The organism is Hyunsoonleella rubra, from assembly GCF_042684665.1.
In the GTDB taxonomy this organism is placed as follows: Bacteria; Bacteroidota; Bacteroidia; order Flavobacteriales; family Flavobacteriaceae; genus Jejuia; species Jejuia rubra.
Genome location: NZ_JBHULY010000039.1, coordinates 123,709 through 144,801, shown reverse-complemented (window position 1 = coordinate 144,801; position 21,093 = coordinate 123,709). Strand labels below are relative to the sequence as shown.

The 21,093-nt window shown below is 38.8% G+C and carries 14 protein-coding genes; 4 read left to right on the top strand and 10 right to left on the bottom strand.

The window, feature by feature from the left end; translation table 11 throughout:
• Positions 1–6: 6 nt before the first annotated feature.
• From ACFSR8_RS15265 to ACFSR8_RS15250, 4 genes are read right to left on the bottom strand one after another with little or no spacing between them, the layout of a single operon-like run.
• Entirely contained in the window at positions 7–798 is a 792-nt protein-coding gene (locus tag ACFSR8_RS15265) for a (Fe-S)-binding protein (RefSeq protein WP_380293587.1), read from the bottom strand.
• A 53-nt stretch (positions 799–851) separates the two neighbouring features.
• Positions 852–2,168 carry a 4Fe-4S dicluster domain-containing protein gene (locus ACFSR8_RS15260; RefSeq protein WP_380293585.1) on the bottom strand — a complete coding sequence of 439 codons (1,317 nt, stop codon included), beginning with the start codon at positions 2,166–2,168 and terminating at the stop codon, positions 852–854.
• Positions 2,169–2,170: 2 nt separating this feature from the next.
• Complete coding sequence (locus ACFSR8_RS15255; protein ID WP_380293583.1) at positions 2,171–3,109, bottom strand: MlaD family protein; 939 nt, start codon at positions 3,107–3,109, stop codon at positions 2,171–2,173.
• A gap of 56 nt (positions 3,110–3,165) precedes the next feature.
• A complete protein-coding gene (locus tag ACFSR8_RS15250) occupies positions 3,166–4,287 on the bottom strand; it encodes an N-acetylmuramoyl-L-alanine amidase family protein (protein ID WP_380293581.1) in 1,122 nt (373 codons plus the stop codon).
• Positions 4,288–4,456: 169 nt separating this feature from the next.
• On the opposite strand from ACFSR8_RS15250, the gene ACFSR8_RS15245 reads away from it, so the two are divergent.
• The gene (locus ACFSR8_RS15245; RefSeq protein ID WP_380293579.1) at positions 4,457–7,234 is read left to right on the top strand and encodes a putative LPS assembly protein LptD; all 2,778 of its coding nucleotides are present in this window, start codon (positions 4,457–4,459) and stop codon (positions 7,232–7,234) included.
• 59 nt (positions 7,235–7,293) lie between these two features.
• Positions 7,294–7,683: a RidA family protein gene (locus tag ACFSR8_RS15240; RefSeq protein WP_380293577.1), complete on the top strand. Its 390-nt coding sequence runs from the start codon at positions 7,294–7,296 to the stop codon at positions 7,681–7,683.
• Here ACFSR8_RS15240 and ACFSR8_RS15235 read toward each other — a convergent pair.
• Positions 7,680–9,110, bottom strand: a complete 1,431-nt coding sequence (locus ACFSR8_RS15235) for a response regulator (protein ID WP_380293575.1) — start codon at positions 9,108–9,110, stop codon at positions 7,680–7,682. The two genes, ACFSR8_RS15240 and ACFSR8_RS15235, sit on opposite strands and share 4 nt — an antisense overlap.
• A 111-nt stretch (positions 9,111–9,221) precedes the next feature.
• Here ACFSR8_RS15235 and ACFSR8_RS15230 point away from each other — a divergent pair, with 111 nt between their 5' ends.
• Positions 9,222–10,262 (top strand): GMP reductase, encoded by a 1,041-nt coding sequence (locus ACFSR8_RS15230; RefSeq protein WP_380293573.1) that lies wholly within the window; start codon positions 9,222–9,224, stop codon positions 10,260–10,262.
• On the opposite strand, the gene ACFSR8_RS15225 is transcribed toward ACFSR8_RS15230, so the two are convergent.
• From ACFSR8_RS15225 to ACFSR8_RS15205, 5 genes are all read right to left on the bottom strand, one after another.
• Positions 10,250–11,383: an ATP-binding cassette domain-containing protein gene (locus ACFSR8_RS15225; RefSeq protein WP_380293571.1), complete on the bottom strand. Its 1,134-nt coding sequence runs from the start codon at positions 11,381–11,383 to the stop codon at positions 10,250–10,252. The genes ACFSR8_RS15230 and ACFSR8_RS15225 overlap by 13 nt on opposite strands.
• Before the next feature lie 135 nt (positions 11,384–11,518).
• Entirely contained in the window at positions 11,519–12,379 is an 861-nt protein-coding gene (locus ACFSR8_RS15220; protein WP_380293569.1) for an N-acetylglucosamine kinase, read from the bottom strand.
• A gap of 89 nt (positions 12,380–12,468) precedes the next feature.
• Positions 12,469–13,470 carry a type I glyceraldehyde-3-phosphate dehydrogenase gene (gene gap / locus ACFSR8_RS15215; RefSeq protein ID WP_380293567.1) on the bottom strand — a complete coding sequence of 334 codons (1,002 nt, stop codon included), beginning with the start codon at positions 13,468–13,470 and terminating at the stop codon, positions 12,469–12,471.
• 21 nt (positions 13,471–13,491) lie between these two features.
• Entirely contained in the window at positions 13,492–14,478 is a 987-nt protein-coding gene (gene pfkA, locus ACFSR8_RS15210) for a 6-phosphofructokinase (protein WP_380293565.1), read from the bottom strand.
• A gap of 145 nt (positions 14,479–14,623) precedes the next feature.
• A complete protein-coding gene (locus ACFSR8_RS15205; protein WP_380293563.1) occupies positions 14,624–19,012 on the bottom strand; it encodes a translocation/assembly module TamB domain-containing protein in 4,389 nt (1,462 codons plus the stop codon).
• Between the two features lie 374 nt (positions 19,013–19,386).
• On the opposite strand from ACFSR8_RS15205, the gene tsaD reads away from it, so the two are divergent.
• Positions 19,387–20,409: a tRNA (adenosine(37)-N6)-threonylcarbamoyltransferase complex transferase subunit TsaD gene (tsaD, locus tag ACFSR8_RS15200; RefSeq protein WP_380293561.1), complete on the top strand. Its 1,023-nt coding sequence runs from the start codon at positions 19,387–19,389 to the stop codon at positions 20,407–20,409.
• Positions 20,410–21,093: the final 684 nt, after the last annotated feature.

Below are 21,093 nucleotides of genomic sequence, written 5' to 3'. Positions count from 1 at the left end.
ATCAATTTAAAGATTCATGGATTGAGCAATCAACTCGGCAACGTCCAATACTTCAATTTGGTTTTCCTTTTCTTTGCTTTTTACACCATCGGTCATCATCGTGTTGCAATATGGGCAACCGGTTGCAATAATATTAGGGTTGGTTTCTAAAGCATCCTCGGTTCGAAGTACATTGATGTCCTGATCCCCTTTTTCAGGTTCTTTAAACATTTGTGCGCCGCCTGCGCCACAGCACAGTGCTGTGCTTTTATGGCGTTTCATTTCTACGAGATTAGCTTTTGTTTGTTGCAACAGTGTTCTCGGTGCGTCATATTCACTATTTGCTCTACCCAAATAACAGGGATCGTGAAATGTGATGCGCTTCCCTTTATAAGTATCGCCTTCTACCTTTAATCGCCCTGATTTTATGAGCTGGTCAATATACTGTGTGTGGTGATACATCTCATAATTACCACCCAATTCTGGATATTCATTTTTGATACAATTATAAGAATGTGGATCGCAAGTGACTATTTTTTTTACCTCATAACCGTTTAGCACCTCAATATTCATGACGGCTTGCATTTGAAACAAAAACTCATTTCCAGCGCGTTTGGCTACATCTCCAGTATTGCTTTCTTCCGTTCCCAACACCGCAAAATCTACATTGGCCTTGTGCAGAATCTTAACGAAAGCTTTGGAAATTTTTTTGGCCCTATCGTCATAGCTTCCTGCAGAACCTACCCAAAATAAAATCTCGGGCTGTTTCCCTTCGGCAAAATAGTCCGCCATGGTTGGCACTTTTAATGACTCACTCATATGATATTGTTATGTCGTTAAGTTGTTCATCGTTTAGTCGTTTGACTCAACTTTTACTCATCCTTCCAATTCAGGCGATCCATTTGATTGTATGGCCATGGCGCCCCATTGTTTTCAATGTTTTGCATCATATTGTTCAACTCTGATGGGGCAGCGCTTTGTTCCATCACCAGAAAACGGCGCATATCCAAAATAATAGAAAGCGGATTGATGCTTACAGGACATTCCTCCACACAAGCATTACAAGTCGTGCAAGCCCAAAGCTCCTCATGTGTGATGTAATCACCGAGCAATTGTTTGCCGTCATCCTTGAATTCACCATTATTGGTATCGATGTTTTTGCCCACCTCTTCCAAACGGTCACGGGTGTCCATCATGATTTTTCGTGGGGATAATTTTTTACCAGTCAAATTTGCTGGACATGCAGACGTACATCGTCCGCACTCCGTACACGTATAGGCACTCAATAATTGAAATCTGTCTAAATCCATCACATCACTAGCTCCGAATTTGGCGGGAACTTCGTCCTCCGAAACGTCCTCGGCCGGCGCCGCAAAAGGGTCTGCATTGGGGTCCATCATCAGCTTTACCTCATTGGTAACGGCCTCCAAATTATTGAACTGGCCCTTTGGCTTTATTGGTGCCCAAAACGTATTTGGAAATGCCAAAAGAATATGTAAATGTTTTGAAAAATAGAGGTAATTCAAGAATACCAAAATACCCAAAATGTGCAACCACCAAGCGCCTCGTTCAATGATATGCAATGTAGTTTCGGGCAATCCGGAAAACAATGGTGCCAAGAATTGGCTGACCACATTACCCGATTCCATGCTTTGAAACTGTAAATCCGTGGCATTCATCACCAAAAACAGGGTCATCAGCACCATTTCAAAATACAGGATGTTATTGGCATCATTTTTTGGCCAACTGGTCATTTCTTCTTTCCAAAAACGGGCAAGCCTTATCACATTTCTTCTGATCCAAAAGACAATAACTGCTATAAACACCAGAACCGCCAATATTTCAAAACTTCCAACGAGAAAGCCGTAAAACGCAGTTGGCAATACGCTCAGACCAATTCTATGGGTGCCAAATAGGCCGTCAATTATGATTTCCAAAACCTCGAGATTGATAATTATGAAACCAACATAAACAACAACATGAAGGAATCCTGATATTGGCCGGCGCACCATTTTACTTTGCCCTAAAGCGATGTTGATCATATTTTTCCAACGTTCGCCCCTATTATCGCTGATATCCACTTTAAGGCCCAACTTTATGTTTCGGATGAGTTTTTTAACGTTTTTTGAGAAATAACCAATCCCTGCGATAAGGGCAATGGCAAAAAGAATATTGGGTATGTAAGACATGCTTAATTGGTTTCTTCTTCGTAAGGTATTTCCTTTTTGGATAAAATTCTAAAGTAACGCTTAGGATGTAATTTTACGTCTCGCAATAATTCTTCTAATTCCTTTGACGCACCTTTCAAGTTGATATACAATTCGTCATCGTTCATCAGTTTTCCAATGGAACCTTCGCCTTTATCGATTTTAGCCGTCAATGCGTTAAGGTTTTGAATTGTACCTTCCAGTTTATCGAAAGTTTCTTTTAAGTTAACTTGGGACAATTGATCTGCAGTTTGCGAAAAATCATCAGTAATGGTTTCTAAATTTGAAAAAGTCGAATTCAGCTTTGCCTCGTTATTTGCCAAGAGTTTATTCAATGTACTCGAAGCTCCATTAAAGTTCTTCATTGTCTCGTCCAATTGCGCAATGGCATCTCTCAAATTTGCTTTCGTTTTGGCATCAAAAACTTCGTTGACGTTACCCAACAAGGAATCGGCCCCGACCATCATAATTTCAATTTTTTCCTGCAAAGGGGTTAAGCGCTGATTCACTAGTTCCGTTAGGCCAGCTTTAACACCACCTTGCAATACATCGCCACTCGATGCTTTTTCAGCACCATCAAAAGCGGGTATAATGGCTATGGCCTTACCTCCTATTAAACCGGTTTCATAAAGCTCAGCCCTGCTGTTTTTGGAAAACTCAAAATCGCTATCAACCACCATTGTTACTTTTAACTTTCCGGAACCATCACCTTTAAAGTCGATGTGAGTTACTTTTCCAACACTTAATCCATTAATTGTAACTGGAGTTGATGGCACAAGGCCTTCAACGTTTTCATATTCGGTGAAGAATGTATCGGAGGAACTGAGTATGTCCTCCCCTTTTAAGTAATTAAACCCGTAAATAAATAATGCGATGCCTAAAAGAACGAGCACGCCTACTTTTACTTCTCTTGAAATTTTCAAAATGCTTTCTTTTGAAAACAAATTTAAAACAATTTTAGATAGGAACTATTGAATTCTTAATTAGAAGTAGAATTTAACACCTCTGCCAAAGGCACTTTTCTGTCGCCCTTGAAAGCCACCACAAAACTGGAGGCATACCCCTTGGATTTTGCGGTTTGCACCAAGTTCATAGCTTCATTATAATTGGAGGTGCTTCCATAATAATACTTATAAAGATTATTCTCCTGAATACGGGAAATATTGTCCAATTGCTTGAAATTATAGGGTTTGGGCATTAACTTTCTGGAACTTGCCGCAATTTGCACCTTGAACGTTACATCTTCAAATGCTATTTGTGGAGCATCGGAAGTAACAGTATTCGTTTTATCATTTATGGTCTCTGTCGCATTTGCGCCCATGTATTGGATATACTTTTTAAAAGCCCTAAATAAGGATTTTGACATAATGGCCTTACCCTTCTTCGAGTTCAAAAAATCTTCCTCCTTTTTATGTGTTAAAAACCCGAGTTCCACCAAAACACTTGGCATGTAGGTATAGGCCAGAACATATAAGCCTGCCTGCTTAACCCCTCTACTTTTTCTTTTGCCAGTTACTTTAAACTCCGTTTCTATGTAATTTGCCAGCTCAATACTATTATCTAAATAATCTTCTTGAGCCATCATTAAACTGACTAGGGATTCGGGAGAACTTGGGTCAAACCCTTTATAGGTTTCCTTATAATTATCTTCTTGATAAATCACTGAATTTTCACGTTTTGCAACTTCTAAATTCGCTGCATTTTTATGAATTCCTAGTACAAATGTTTCAGATCCATAAGCGGAGCCTTTACCTCCTGGCTGGGCATTACAGTGGATTGAAATAAATAAATCCGCCTTCTTTTCATTGGCTAAAACAGCTCTATTATTCAAGGTTGGATATACATCCTTGGTTCTTGTGTATAATACCTTTACATTGGGCAAATTTTGCTTAATAAGCTTACCCACAGCCAGAGTTACGTCCAGGGCTATATCCTTTTCAGCAGTCTTATAACGTTTGGTACCAGGAGTTCCTGAATCCCTGCCTCCATGTCCTGCGTCTAGCACAACAATAAATTTATCGTTGCTTTGAGCACTCAACAATCCTGCAAATGTTAAGACTATCAAAAAAGATACGAAATGCAATACTCTGTTCGTTTTCATTGGGTAAAAAATGGCTATTCTATTTTTGCACCATTTTAATTTGACATTTATAAAAAAGGTTCAGTTTTTGATGCTGTTTGCCCTTTTAAACGTTATGGAAAATGGGTTTATTTTACTTGGAAATATTTCTACGGAAATATAAATCAATCCAAGAAAAATATATGTAATTTTGGCGTTTCAAAAACCGAGCCATACTTTTACAAAAATACATCTAAAAGCGTTGGGTACAAACAAGTTTAAAATACTTTTTGCATTGAGTTTTACAGTGTTTATCAACACGTTTGGCTACACTCAAGACATCCCAGAAAAGAAAAAAACTATCAAACCAAGCAGGGCAGATTCGGTGGCTGTAAAAATAGATAGTTTGATTACGCCCCAGATCGTTAAAAACACCGAACTTACAGAGCCAGTTCAAGATACCATCGTAAACGATTCCATAAAACCCAAGAAAAAGGAGTTTTTGGATCATATTGTTACTTATAAAGCTCAAGACTACACCTCCCTTAACCAGAAAAAACAGAAAATATACCTTTATAACCAAGCGGAGGTAACTTATGGAGATGTCAACATAAAATCCGGGGACATTACTATCAATTATAAAACCGATGAAGTTTATGCCAAGGGAATTGTAGATTCAACAGGAGCATACACCCAAGGTCCAGTTTTTACTCAAGGGAGCCAAATAGTCAAACCTGATTCGATTTTGTTTAACACGAAAACGCAAAAAGCGTTAATCTATAACAGCGTTACCGAACAGGAAGGTGGAACTGTAATTGCGGAAGTGACCAAAAAAGAAAACGACTCCGTATATTTTGTGAAAAGAGCAAAATACACTACTGCAGAAAACCTTGAGGACCCGGAGTATTATATCAAAATGACCAAGGCCAAAATTGTGCCAAAAAAGAAGATTATTACAGGTCCTGCGGGACTTTTTATTTATGATGTACCCACGCCTATTTGGTTGCCATTTAGTTTCTTTCCGCAAACAGAAAAACACACTTCCGGTATTTTGATGCCGACCTTTGGAGAACAGAACGAAAGAGGGTATTTTTTACAGAACGGTGGCTACTACTTTGCCATTAGCGACTTTGTTGATCTGGCCATAAGGGGCGATTATTACACTAATGGAAGTTACGGCCTTAGGGCCGAAAGCACCTACGCCTGGCGCTATAGGTTTAGGGGCAATTTCGCCTTTCGATTTGAAAACCTCATCACTAGTGAACGTGGTTTTCCAGACTATGCTATCAACAGGTTGTACAATTTGCGATGGTCGCATAGCCAGGACGCTAAGGCCAGCCCCAATTCGCGTTTTACTGCTTCTGTAAACCTCGGTAGTAGTTCATTTTACCGTGCCTCTATCAACCAAAATACCACAGGAAGTTTCTTGAATAACAACTTATCTTCCTCAATTTCATATTCCAAAACGTTTCAGGGAGAGCCTCAAGTAAATTTCAGCCTGACGGCAACGCATTCACAAAACACACAAACCGAGCAAATCGACATGACCCTGCCTACTTTTCAGGCGAGTGTTGGCCGGATATTTCCTTTTGCTCCTCGAACCGGAACCAAAAAAGGTATCATTCAAAACGTCAACTTTCAGTATAACGTAAGAGGTGAAAATAGAATTAGAACTACGGATTCGCTATTCTTCAAAAAGGAAATGTTTGATGATGCTAGGGCAGGCTTTCAGCACAACATTCCATTGAGTACAAATTTTAAGGTATTCAAGCATTTTAGTCTAACGGCAGCAACCAATTACAGTGAGGTTTGGACCTTTAATACCATTGACAGAAGTTTTGACCAAGAGGAACAGGTGGTCATTACAGACACTATTGGTGGATTTGATTCTTTCCGTACCTACAATTTCAGTACTAGTTTAGGAACTACGGTTTATGGGATGTTCAATTTCGAAAAGAAGGGTGAGGATCGAAAAATAAAGGCCATAAGGCATGTAATGCGCCCCTCAATTAGCTATAATATCAATCCAGCCTTTGATAAATATTATGATACTTACGAGGTAGTTAGTGCGGACGGATTAACTCGTGAGGATGTCGAGTTTACACGTTTTGAACAATCCATTTTTGGTGTCCCTGGAAAGACGTTTTCAAGTTCAATGGGGATTTCTTTATCTAATAATTTTGAGGCCAAAGTTAGAGATAAGGATTCTACGGCCACAGAGCCTAAGAAGGTCATTCTTTTAAACAATCTGAACTTTTCGACTGCTTATAATTTTGCTGGCGACTCATTGCAATGGAGCCCTATTCGGATGAATGGCGGAACCCAGTTATTCGATAACAAGATGAGCGTTAACTTTAGTGCAACAATGGATCCGTACGCTTTGGATAATAACAACCAAAGAATTGACAAATTCAATATCGACAATGGAGGAAGTCTATTTAGGCTAACCAATGCTAATTTAAACCTTAGCTACTCTTTATCCAGCAAAGACAATAAAAGCAAGAAAGGAGACAAGGACGACCCTGCTATCCAAGAAAACTTGTTAAACGGAGGGCGCGCAGACGACCTATTTGGACGGCCGGAAGATTTTGCAACCGACCGTTTTGACGCAAAAGAGGAGGACAAAAAGGAAGAAGACGACGAGTTCTATAACTTTAAGATTCCCTGGAGTTTGCGTTTGGCGTATGCCATTAATTATTCTAATCAAAGGAGGAACAACGAAATCTCATCGCATTCCCTTATGTTTTCGGGAGATATTGAACTCTCCCCAAAATGGTCGATAGGCGCTTCTTCAGGTTATGATTTAAAAAACCATGGATTTACATTCACCCAATTGCGCTTTGAAAGGGATTTATTGAGTTGGCGAATGAATTTCAGCTGGGTTCCCTTTAGCTCACGTAGTTCTTGGAATTTCTTTATCGGCATCAAATCTTCGCTGCTTCAAGACCTGAAATACGAAAAGCGTAGACAGCCAGACCAAACGCTTTAAAATTTATTAAGGTATTTTCTTCATTTTATTGCTATCTTTAAAACTACAATTGAGCGCATATGAAAACCATAATTAATACAGACAATGCTCCTGCCCCACTTGGGCCATACAACCAAGCTGTTTTAACCGGAAACACATTGTACATTTCTGGACAAATTTCTATAAATCCAGAAACCAGCGAATTGGTTTTGAACGATATAAGGAGTGAGACCCTTCAGGTTATGAAAAATCTTGGTGCTATTCTTGAAGCCGCGGATTTGACTTTTAACAATGTGGTGAAATCTTCAATTTTCATTAGCAACATGGATGATTTCGCGTCCATCAATGAAGTATACGGCAGTTTTTTTGACGATGCCAATGCGCCAGCAAGGGAAACCGTTCAGGTGGCTAAACTTCCAAAAGGGGTAAATGTAGAAATAAGTATGATTGCCTCTGTTATGGGCATTTAGGACACATTTTCTTTTTCAAGAGCATATCGCTTTAAGAGGTTTCGCAATTTTTGATTGTCGATAGGTTTGGCCAAAAATTCATCTACGCCCGAAGCCTTTGCATTTTCAATATCTTCTTCAAAAGCGCTGGCAGAAACCGCAATTATCGGAATCTTGTGCTTCGCGAATTTATCAGAGTTTTTTATAATCTTGGTAGCCTCATAGCCGTTCATTTTCGGCATATAAATGTCCATAAAAATCATATCGAAATCAATGACCTTATAAAGATTAACTGCATCCAAGCCATTGGTTACAAACGTACATTCAGCCCCTTGCTGTTCCAATAAAAACTTAATCACCTTTTGGTTCATTTTATTATCCTCGGCTACAAGCACGTTAAATCGATAATCAAACTTATTGAGCAAAATGGGGGTTTCCACCGGAAGCTCTTGCTTCAAGTTCAAGGTTTTTTTCAATTGTAAACTAAAATAAAATGTGGAACCTTCGTTTTCCTTACTTTCCAATTTTAATTCGCCACCCATTAGCTCAACCAGCTTTTTAGTAACGGCCAACCCAATTCCAGAGCCCCGGTAGTGTTGCAAAGGCATGATATCACGTTCTTCCAAAGTACTAAAAGCATGCTCTACCTCGTGCCTCTTCATGCCCACACCGGTGTCTTTTATATAAAAAGTAACCACTTGATGGTCGTCGTGAGTTACTGTATGGTCGATAGTCACCGCAATTTTCCCCGAATGGGTAAACTTTATAGCGTTGTTGACCAAATTAATCAATACTTGTTGGATTTTGCCCAAATCGCCTAAAAGCAAAAATTTCGGCTTTTCCTCACCTGCAAAATTGTACTCGAACTCCAACCCTTTTTCCCATGCTTGGTATTCAAATATTTTGAACAGTTTCGACAAGTCGGACTTTATGTCGATCGTTGCTTGCTCCAATTCCATATGGCCTTCAATGCCCTTGGAGTTATTCAATATCATATTAATAAGTTGCAACAAATGCTCTGAGGAGTATTCAGCAATTTCAACCTGTGCCCTCTGGTCTAAGTCTAAATCTGTATTTTTCAACATTCTTATCATCCCTAAAATAGTACTCAAGGGAATTCGAATTTCATGGCTCATATTTGCCAAGTAAATAGACTTATGCTCGGAAGTTTCTAAAGCTTTTTGGAGTTCTAATTCCAATTCGTTTATCCTATTATTAAGGTAGGATTCCACAACATCGCCTTCTATCTGGGAACGAAGATTATACAACAGTACCAAGACTGTAAAAACCAATAAAACAAAAAGTAGCAGAGAGAAGGTAACTAGGTAATAATCATCGCTGATTAATTTAGTACCCACAAAAAATAATACCCCTAGAAGGACAATTCCTAAAGCAGAAGCAATAGCAAGGACTTTAAACTCTTTTTTTGTCTTTGGGGGAAATGTCATTCTTCGAGAAATAATTCGATAAAGATACGAAAGAATAATCATTAATATCTTGCAAACATAGTTACATAGTCAAATTTATAATACATTTGAAATAACCTAAAACACAAGAAAATGCGCATAGAATATGATATTAAATTAGGGTTTAAGGATGTGATGATTCGTCCGAAACGTTCCACTTTGAAAAGCAGAAAACGAGTAAGTTTGGTGAGGGAATTTAAATTTTTACACAGCCCGATACAATGGTCGGGGATTCCTATTATAGCGGCAAATATGGACACGGTCGGTACTTTTGAAATGGCGAAATCCCTTTCGGAAGATCAACTTGTTACTGCTGTCCACAAACATTATAATGTTAATGAATGGAATGCTTTTTTGAAAGATGCTCCAAAAGACATAGAAAATTATATCGCTGTTAGTTCCGGGATCAGTGTAGAAGACGCTGATAAGCTTTATGAAATTTTTCAGGCGCACCCTAACCTAAAGTTTATCTGTATTGATGTGGCCAATGGCTATTCGGAGTATTTTGTAGAATTCGTAAAAGAAACAAGACGAAAATATCCCGAAAAAGTGATTATTGCCGGCAATGTAGTTACTGGAGAAATGGTGGAGGAACTGTTGCTTTCGGGTGCGGATATTGTAAAAGTGGGCATTGGCCCGGGTTCTGTTTGTACAACAAGGGTTAAAACCGGTGTCGGCTACCCCCAACTTTCGGCAATAATTGAATGTGCTGACGCGGCGCATGGTTTGGGAGGACAAATAATAAGCGACGGAGGCTGTTCATCACCAGGGGATGTGGCCAAAGCTTTTGGAGCAGGTGCCGATTTTGTAATGCTTGGGGGTATGCTGGCAGGCCATGACGAAAGCGGAGGCGAAACTTTTGAAAAGGACGGGATGCTCTACAAAAAATTCTATGGAATGAGTTCGTCTACGGCAATGGACAAACACTCAGGAGGTGTAGCAGATTATCGTGCCAGTGAGGGCAAAACCGTTGAGGTACCCTATCGTGGAAAAGTGGATGAGACGGTGAAAGACATTTTGGGGGGATTGCGCAGTACCTGCACTTATGTCGGGGCTGCACGGCTAAAAGAATTAACCAAGCGGACCACTTTTATTAGAGTAAACGAGCAGGAAAATAGGGTTTATAGTGAATAGTTGTCTGCTTTCTTTTCAATTCCAACTGACCCTGTTTCCGAAGGTATCAACTCATAAATAAAACTTGGTCGGATATGCGCTTCCTTTCTATGCGATACATAAATGATAGCCGCATCGCTTTCTGAAGCAATTTTATTGACCAGCTCAGCAAATAATTGGGCATCATTGTCGTCCAATCCGTTTGTGGGTTCATCTAAAATGAGCAATGGCGGGTGTTTTACCATTGCCCTGGCGATAAGCACCAATCGTTTATGCCCATTGGATAAGGACTGGAAACTCTTATCTTTTATATGCACCATATTTAAAAGTTCCAGCCATTCATGGGCAATGTTGATTTGCCTTTCAGATGGGACCTTATAAAGTCCGATAGAATCCAAAAAACCAGAAATAATCATCTTTTCAATAGAATCCCTTCGTTTAAACCCTCTAAGCATTTCTGAGGAAAAAAAACCAATGTTCTTTTTGATATCCCAAACGGTTTCCCCACTGCCTTTTTTCATCCCAAACAGGATCATATCCTGAAGAAAACCCTTTGGGTTATCGCCTGAAATCAATGTTAGAATCGTACTTTTCCCAGAGCCATTGGGTCCGATCAATTGCCAAAACTCACCAGGTTTCACTTCCCAATTTATGTCCTTAACTATTGGTCGCCCCCCATAATTTACACAAACTTTGTTCAATTTAATCAAGGGGTTTGGAACTTTACTTTCTAAAACATACGGACGTGGCAATGCCTTTACAAAATAGGCCTTTGCTTTTTGGCTCGCAGCCTTATCATTATTTAAGGGTTGTACCTCTTCATTTTCAACCGAAAATACCTTATCGATAAAAGCTAAAATATCCCTTCTCCTTGTAGCAATTTGAATGATTCGGACGGATTGACTTAATTGCTCTAAAGCTAACTTAATTCGCCTTTGGGCCTCAATATCCAAACAATCAAAGACATTGTCCAGTAAAATGTAATCCGCTGTTTTTTGAGTCAAAATGTGATTGAGCAAGGCTCTTTTGCGCTCACCTTCCGAGGAGTTTTTTAGGCTATTCTTAGTTTTTGTCCGGATGTTAAAACGCCCGTGCCTCAATTCTTCCTCGATAAATTTTTCAACCGCAATATCAGAAAACAATTCGCCACTTAAACCTTGAAACTCCGCAAAAATTTCGCCGGACAGAATACGTTTAATGAGTTGAACCTTATTAGTAGCATTGGATATGTATAATGCGATATGTCTGGCGGAAGTACTAATAAAACAACGGTTTAATTACAAATCCTTGGTATGAAATTCGACTAAACGGTCAATTGGCCGGCGTACTATGTTTCCAACTTTAAAGCCCATTTCTTCGGCTACCGCTTTTATTTCATTTTGGGAAAAGAAAGCTATAGAACCTGCAAAATGTACAGGTACATTTTTTAACTCTTCTTCATATTGGAAAATCATATTCTTTGCAAATAGGCGTATGCCATCTTTGATTAGATTTACCGTGTACTCCGAATCTTTTTGCAAAAACATAAATTCGGCAAAATTAGCGAGATAGGCATTGGGATTGGGCTGTTTGTAAATATTGTATTTGACAAAATCGGCTTCTAAGTTGTATTTGCTTCCAAAGGCCACCTTAACATTTTCTGGCATGTGGTTGAAATAGTAGTCCCTTATCAACTGTTTGCCATAATAATTTCCTGAGGCATCGTCCATCATAATATATCCCAATGATTTCACCCTTTGGTGCAACTTGGAGCCGTCATAATAGCTACAATTGGAACCCGTGCCAAGAATACAAACCACGGCTGCTTCGGTTTCATCGTTTATAGTCCCGTAAACCGCAGCCAAGGTATCTTCTTCAACTTTGATTTTTGCATTGGTAAAAACTTCAGAAAGGGCATCAAACACAATTTCTTTACCCCGTTCTGTACCACAACCGGCACCGTAAAAGAAGACATGTGTTACAATATCTTTGTTTGTCTTAAGTTCCGGGCTCTTTTTTATAATCTTTTTCAGTTTTTCTTCCGAAAGAATCTCAGGATTTAAGCCCTTGGTACGTATTTTTTCCAGTAATTTATTTCCGTTGTTATCTATGGCAATCCAATCGGACTTAGTAGACCCACTATCAACAATTAAAACCATATCTAGTTAGTTTTGAGATAAAAAAACTCCACAAAGTACTGTGCTAAACACACAATATCCAGTGGAGTTTAAATTAGATTAATTTATTTTTAAACAGTTGCTATATATTGCGCTAGGTCAACCAATTTAGTTGAATAACCAAATTCGTTATCGTACCAAGATACTAATTTAAAGAAATTATCATTTAAGGCAATACTGGCACCTGCATCGAAAACACTGGTTTGCGATTCTGAAACAAAATCCTGAGATACCACAGATTCTTCAGTGTATCCAAGCACTCCATTTAAAGGACCATCAGCTGCTGCTTTCAAAGCTGCTTTTACTTCCTCCCATGATGCTGATTTTTCAGTTCTTACGGTTAAATCCACTACAGACACATCTGGAGTTGGTACTCTAAATGCCATACCTGTCAATTTTCCGTTCAATTCTGGAATAACCTTACCTACTGCTTTTGCCGCTCCAGTTGAAGATGGGATGATATTAGCCAATGCGCTTCTACCACCTCTCCAGTCTTTCTTTGATGGTCCATCTACAGTCATCTGAGTAGCCGTAGTAGCATGAACAGTAGTCATTAAACCTTCAACAATTCCAAAGTTATCATCGATAACCTTAGCCAAAGGCGCTAAACAGTTTGTTGTACAAGATGCATTTGAAACGATGGTATCAGCCGCAGTAATCTTATCGTTGTTTACACCCATTACAAACATAGGCGCATCTTTTGAAGGTGCAGAAATCGCCACCTTTTTAGCTCCGGCAGTAATGTGCTTTTGAGCCAATTCCAGAGTAGTAAAAATACCTGTACAGTCTAAAACAACCTCCGCACCAACGGCATCCCATTTTAAATCCTCCGGATTGCGCTCTGCGGTGATTCTGATTTCATTGCCGTTTACTACTAAGTTTCCATTATTGATATCCACTGTACCGTTAAATCTACCGTGTACAGAATCATATTTTAGTAAATAGGCCAAGTGGTCTACATCCAACAAATCGTTGATCCCCACTACTTCTATATCAGGTCTTGAGGCTGCCACTCTAAAGGCAATTCTACCTATACGACCAAATCCGTTAATTCCAATTTTCAATTTTGACATAATTTATTAAATTAATTAGTGTTACGTGCTCATAATGTCAGAGACACGAAGTAATTCCATATTTATTTTAGATTTTCCTTTTATTGCCTTATCCAATGGGGTTAATTCCATTTTATTGCTCAATAGCCCAACCATGTAATTGGTCTTTCCTTCCAGTAATGACTCCACAGCTTTTACCCCCATTCTACTGGCTAGTACCCTATCGAAGCAGGAAGGCGCTCCACCTCTTTGCATGTGTCCTAATACGGAGACCCTTACGTCGTAGCCTTTCATGTTTTCATCAACATACTCTTTGAGCTCAAAAATATTCTTTCCAATTTTATCACCTTCCGCAACTACAACGATACTTGAGGATTTTCCAGACTTTCTACTTTTGTTCAATGACTCAACTAATCTGTCTAATCCCAAATCCTCTTCTGGTATCAGTATTTCTTCAGCACCACCGGCAATACCTGTATTCAGAGCTATATGACCAACATCGCGACCCATTACCTCTATAAAAAACAGTCTATTATGCGAACTTGCCGTATCACGAATCTTATCTATTGCCTCCATCACCGTATTCTGAGCAGTATCAAAACCTAATGTATGCGAAGTTCCAAATATATCATTATCAATGGTACCAGGAATACCCATTACCGGAAAGTTAAATTCCCTGTTGAAAATCATCGCTCCAGTAAAGGTTCCATCACCTCCAATAGCAACCAAACCTCCTACGCCAGCTTTTACCAAGGCGTCGTATGCTTTCTGTCTTCCTTCCTTGGTTCGGAAGTCTTTTGAACGGGCAGATTTTAAAATCGTCCCCCCCTTATTGATGATACCCCGAACACTTCTAGCACCCAAAGGCTCAAAATCACCTTCCATAAGGCCTTCGTAACCCCTGTAAACACCCACACACTCAACATTATGATAGGCACAGGTTCTAACTACTGAACGGACTGCGGCATTCATCCCCGGCGCATCCCCTCCAGAGGTAAATACACCAATCTTCTTTATTTCTGCAGACATGACTTTTTTTGTAATTAGCAGGCTAAATTACTAAACAAAATCAATAATTCACAGCTTTTGAAGTTATATTAACTGGAATGTAAAAACTAAAACGTTTGAGTTAATAAATAATTAGATTTGGATAGGCTAAAGGTCTAAAAATCGACTATTTCCCTGCGTCTTTGGGCTGTCTTATGGAAATAAAATCAGGTAAACTTTGATTATCTTCTTTTGGCTCTGGTTGCTCCAAAACCTCCGCCTCTTTGCTTTTTTTGAATAAAGCCCTGAGCAACTCCTTAAAGGTATCAAAATCAACATTATAAGAAATACCTCCGCCTTGGGTGTAGCCAATGGCCTCGCCAAAATTTCGTATGCTGTTTTCGCGATTGAATACGTTGGCCGTTAACGTTCCATCATCATTCAAAAGAAAGTTAATTTCCAGATCGCCTGCAATGACGGTTTGGGTTTCCCCAGCCCCGCCAACTGGTACACCTACTTTACCATTGAAAAGAATCCGGTCGCTTAATTGCGTTTGAAAGGTGAGCCCCACCCTATCATCCGTTTGATAGTCCGGCCTGTTCTGTCCAGCTTCGTAATAGGGATTGATATTGAATTTACCGTCCTCGCTTGAAAATATGCCACTTACGATGCCATTCAAACGTTCGGCAATTGTACCAGAAAAATTCAAATCGTTTAAGCCCCTGGAAAAAGAGCCTGTAGACACCAAATACAATGCTTGATTTTGTCGGTCGTCCGTAGATTCCAAACGGTAATTCAACTCTGATTTAATGGTAGAATTTACATTGGGGAACTCAAATTCGAAAATTGGGTCGGGGCGCTCCAAATCCCCAGTAAGGGTAATATTGAGTTCCACCGGAATACTCCTATTTATTGGTGTATCCAATAATGGTGAAGGGTTTGCTTCAGTTTTATATGTGGCCAGAATGTTTATTTGTGCTTTTAACGGATCTCCTTCCCATGCGATAGTTCCACCTGGTTGCACAATAAATCGTTTTTGGAACAGGCCTCCGTAGGCAAAATCATAAACCCCTTCAAACACAGAGAAATCCCCCCACATATCAAACTTGCCATTCGTATTGATTTCAACCAAGAGGCCACCAACTCCACGTCCTTTTAACGCATGCCCCGTTTCCTTGTTAATGATTATTTCTAATTCAGCATCTTGGGTGACGTCCAAATCAAAATCCAATTCCAAACCTTTTATTTCGTCAAATACATAAGCTTCACCCTTTTCCCTCGCCCGCTTTTCTTCGAGGGTAATAAAATGGATGAATGAGTTATCCCCAAAAGATTCGGTATCGGACAGCGGGATTTTAAACACGGTACCGGGCTTGGTTTCTCCAATAACACTAATGACTAATTGTTCCGTCGGACCATAAATTTTTGCCGAACCACCTACGAAGCCTGTCCCATAGTAAAGGGCATCCTCCGTTTCCTTGGTATCCAGTACTAGCAAGCGAGAGGTGTTAACGTCCAGATCCAAGCTCCAATTTGAAAGATTGACATGGCTCAACTTTCCATTCAACCTTCCTTTCGAATTAAATTTCGTATCCGTTAGCAATATGTTATTGAATATGAAACTTTGTTCCTCCAGCCTCACCAGGGCCTTATCGTTAAAATCATAGTCCACATTCAAATATGGGATTGTGAATCCCGAATTGTTCATGACCAATTGCCCGTTGATATCTGGGCGCCTTAAATCGCCAACAATATTGGCTTTCCCAGAGGCTTCACCCCGAATATTGGACAATACATCAACCAGTAAAGGGTTCAATGGCAATAAGTTAAACTTGTTAAAACCTAAATCCACGTTAATACTGGCCCTTTTGCCACTAACATTGATATCCCCTTGGGCGTAAAAGGATTTCTTCACGTCATCCTTTATGCTGACATCCACTTTATAATTGGTTAGATCAGAGTTGCCCGTGATTTCAGCATCGAAATCACCTAAAAGGAAATCGTTTACCCTAAGATCATTGACTACTACTGTTGAATTGGGCAAATAGCTTCCGTTTTTCTGTAAAATATCCAACTTCCCGTTTACCTTACCGGCCAGTTTCAAACTATCTATATCGGGTGTGATTTTGGACAATTTTACATTTTTAAAATCCAGCTTCAAATCCTTTTCGGTGGAATCCCTTAAAAAGCCGGAAAGCCTCACCTCTTCTTTGCCATGATTAATTTTGAATCTGTCAATCTCAATGGAATTCAGATCTTTACTGAATGTTACCTTATTGAACCTATCCTCATCGCCATTAACGTACCACTTGTAATTCTTAATGGTAACATCCGAAGTTTTAAAACCGACTACCGACTTGTTGTCTTCGTTAATCGTATGGTAAAAGCTTAGATTGAATTTATCATTGTTGCGCCGCCCTCCGGTAAACTCCGAACGCATAAACAAGGTATCATTTACGGTAACATTAATCAAATTGAAATCCGCTGCGTTGTAGTACTTTGTGTTGATACTATCCACCTCTACATAGGTATTGAAAACTGGGTTACTGTTATCCACTTGAAGCTCAATATCTTTTACAAAGTTGTCCAATAGCTTAATTTGGGGTGATTTAAATGTTACCCTAAATTTCTTGGCATCGCTTTCCAATCTACCTCTTATAAAGGTGTTCTTTCCAAGTTCAATATCAGGATAAAACACCTCAATAATTTTGTTATATATTTTGAAGTTAAAATTCACCCTTTGATTTTCGGCAACAACATGTGGCTTATAATTGGTGTAAATGTTTCCCACAGAGTTTTCTAGAAGTTTCACCATATCCCTGATAATGAATTCACCTTCAAGGCTACCCTCAATAATATCCGGCGAATCAATATCTATAACCCGCGTATCTCCATCGAAACGCGAGGCTATCTTAAATGAGGTGAAATTATATGTGTCATTTTCGTTTCGATAGGAGGTATTCCTAAAGGTAATTTTCCCATAGGCATCATCGAGACTACTACTGTTCATATTCATGTTTACAACACTCCGGAAAATGGAAATACTATCCTTCTTTACAAAATTAAGTGCATTAAGATTGGCATATCCCACATTGGCCTCAAAATCATATTTGTTCACGGTTTCTGAAAAATCGACCAAACCGTTGAAGTTGAGCTTTAAATTTTTGTCATTAACTAAAAGAATCCCGTCAAAAATCTTATTACTAACCTTACCCGAAACCTTGGACTGTTTGTAATTGTAATCATTATAAACTAAGTCAAATATATCACCCTTTACCTGAGTATCAACTGTTTCAGCTACAAAACCTATCCCATCAACATTAATGTTTGCGGACACCGTTCCGACTTTTGGGTCTTCAATAAATGTTCCCAAATCAAATTCGTCAAAAACTAAATTCCCCTTGTATTTGGCATTGTCTATATCATCTATTTTTTGAATGCTCAAATCAGAATTCACTAAACCCAAATCAGTATCAATAATAACGTCGGCATCAACGTTAGTTGCCGTAACCTGGGAGTTACCTTTAATCTCAAACTTTCCCAACCTTTCAAAAGATGAAGGGATCGCCTCACCTAATACATTAGGCAAAAGCGCGGTTAAATCTCGATAAGTAGAAGTTAAATTTCGAAATTGGCCGTCCATGGAAAAATCGTTCGATGCCTTGCTAAAGAGGTTTTTAAAATCCAAATCACCATACACTTTAGTTCGTGCGCTGGTATTCAACTCTAAATTGGTAGCTTTTAAATCGTTCAACGTTCCAGAAACATCCACGTTGAATTTGGCGTACTGGCCCTTTCCAAATTCGTTATAGAAGGCATTGAGCTCGTCCAACAGAACATTGCTATCAGTAAATGTGGCATCCACCAACACCTTGTCAACAAAAAACTGCAAATCTTCCCTTTTGTAAGAGAACTTTAACTGGCCTTTTAGGATTGAATTGACCGTCTTTACTTCAAGGTCGTCAAAGGTCATTCCAGTACGGGCGTACTTAAAGTTGGTCATCAGGTTTTTCACCTGAACACCTCGGGCATCGATAAAAGATAGTGTATTGATTCTGGCACTGACATCGCTTCCGGAAATTAAAAAGTTGGTAGCATTAATATTTAAATCATTGAATTCGAGGACTCTTGTTGTTTCCTTATTTTCATCAGAAAGTTTAAAAACGCTGTTATAAATAGACACATCGCTAGAACTCAACAAAAAACTCCCGTCCCCCTTTGTTGGGTTGTCACCTTCCAATTTTTCAACAAACACGTCAAGATTTGTATCCTCGAAGTCTTTGTAGGTTTTGATGTGGAACACCAAATCCATAATATCGATATCTCCAAACACCAATCGGCCCTTGTATAAATTACCAAAACTTAGGATAGAGGTATTGAGTTCGCCAATGCTAATTAGGGTATCCTTCTTAAAATCTTCAATGTAAATCCCTATGAGTTCAACGTCCCCATTAAATTGAAGGCCGATACGTTCAACATTGATGTTGGTCTTATATTCTTCATTTAACCAATTGGTGGTCCTTTCTCCTAGTGAAGTTTGAACGGCTGGGATACTCAAAACGAGTACCAAAATCACAAACAGCAATACGAGTATTGCCAGAATTTTTGATAGTATTTTAAGTACCCTCTTGATAGTATTTGGTTTTAAAAAGCAATTTTTGCAAAGCGAAACAGGTGCATTCGTTTGACACTAAAAATGAGTAGTTTTGCATTTGCATAACCACAGGCACCAGGGCCTCTTTGGTTATGCCCTCAAAATTAACAATTATTGTGCCTAATATTTGCGAGCCTATTTAAAAATATGCCAATTATTTTTTTATCGCCCTTTTTGCGCATAATTTTGTTAAAATTTTAAACCGTAACGATGCTATGCTTGAAAATTTTGCCTCATTCTGCATCAAAAATAGCTTATAAAAATTCTAATCGCACATTTCTAAATAAGCTCTGACAATGCCCGAACAAAATATTTTTATCCTCGGAATAGAGTCCTCCTGCGACGACACCTCTGCCAGTGTAATACATAACGGTAGGGTTTTAAGCAATGTTGTGGCCAGCCAAAAAATACACGAGGAATACGGTGGTGTGGTACCAGAGTTGGCCTCCAGAGCGCACCAGCAAAATATAGTACCTGTGGTACACCAGGCCATCAAAAAAGCAGGGATTACAAAAGGGCAACTTAATGCTGTTGCTTTTACAAGAGGCCCTGGATTGATGGGCAGTTTGCTGGTAGGTACCTCCTTTGCAAAATCTTTGGCTTATGGATTGAATATTCCGCTGATTGATGTGAATCATATGCAGGCCCATATTTTGGCACATTTTATTGAAGAAGATGGCTTTGAAAAACCACCATTTCCATTTTTAGCAATGACCATTTCTGGAGGGCATACGCAAATTGTGCGGGTGGACGATTATTTTGAAATGACCGTTATTGGGGAAACCATCGATGATGCCGTTGGCGAGGCTTTTGATAAAAGCGGTAAAATTTTGGGATTGGGCTATCCCGCTGGCCCTGAAATTGATAAACGTTCCAAACTGGGCAACCCCAAGGCGTTTCCATTTCCCAAGCCAAAAGTGGGTGAGCTTAATTTTAGCTTTTCCGGTCTGAAAACTGCGATATTGTATTTCATTCAAAAGGAAGAAAAAGCTAATCCCAATTTTGTTGCTGAAAATCTGAATGATATTTGTGCTTCCATTCAATACACAATTATTGGAATTTTAATAGACAAATTGAAGAAAGCCACGAAAGAAACCGGCATCAAACACATCGCTATTGGTGGTGGGGTTTCCGCAAATTCGGGCATCCGGAAAGCATTAAAAGACGGTGAACAAAAATTTGGCTGGACCACCTATATACCAAAATTTGAATACACCACTGATAACGCAGGAATGATTGCTATTGTAGGCTATTTAAAGTATTTGGAGGGGGATTTTGCGGAGCAGGATGTGATGGCTTCCGCAAGGTTGAAAATTTAAAAAATGGATCACAGAGATATTGTACTCATTTTTGAAGCCATATTCTACGGGTTCTGTTTCACCTATTTTATATGCTATTTTCTGTCAAAACTTAAATCTGAAGAAATTCTTGATTTTTCAAAAATATTTTTGAATTATTCAATTAAAATTATTCGAATCATTGGAATAATTTATCTTATTTATTGTGCCGTAGATCTTTTAGAGTATTCTAGGACTGAAGAATATCTACATTATAGAGAGGGAGATCAATTGGTCTGTACAACTATTTATATTCATTGATATTGTTAAGGGCATTAATTTTCTCTGCATTGACACAATTATTTTGGTTAAAGCGATTTCAGAATTTGTCTTTTAAAAGTTTTGCATTAGCCTTCATTATCTTTTTCATCCTTCTTTTTTCTGGCCCAAACATTGAAAGGTACATCATCGTAATTACTTCTATTCGCCGTGATTATTTACCAAGCAATTGGACTTTACTTGAATACAGGTATCAAACTCCACTTTTACTTATTGCTGTGGTTATTGAAAGAATTCTGATGTATATTTTTTTGGTTTCAATATATTGGTTAGTTGATATCAAACTTATCAAAAGAAAGTTTTAAACAATCCATTCTTAAAAACTTATTACCGTAGGAAATTTATCGTTTTGATTAAAAATTAAATTTGAAAAACTTAATTAAATAC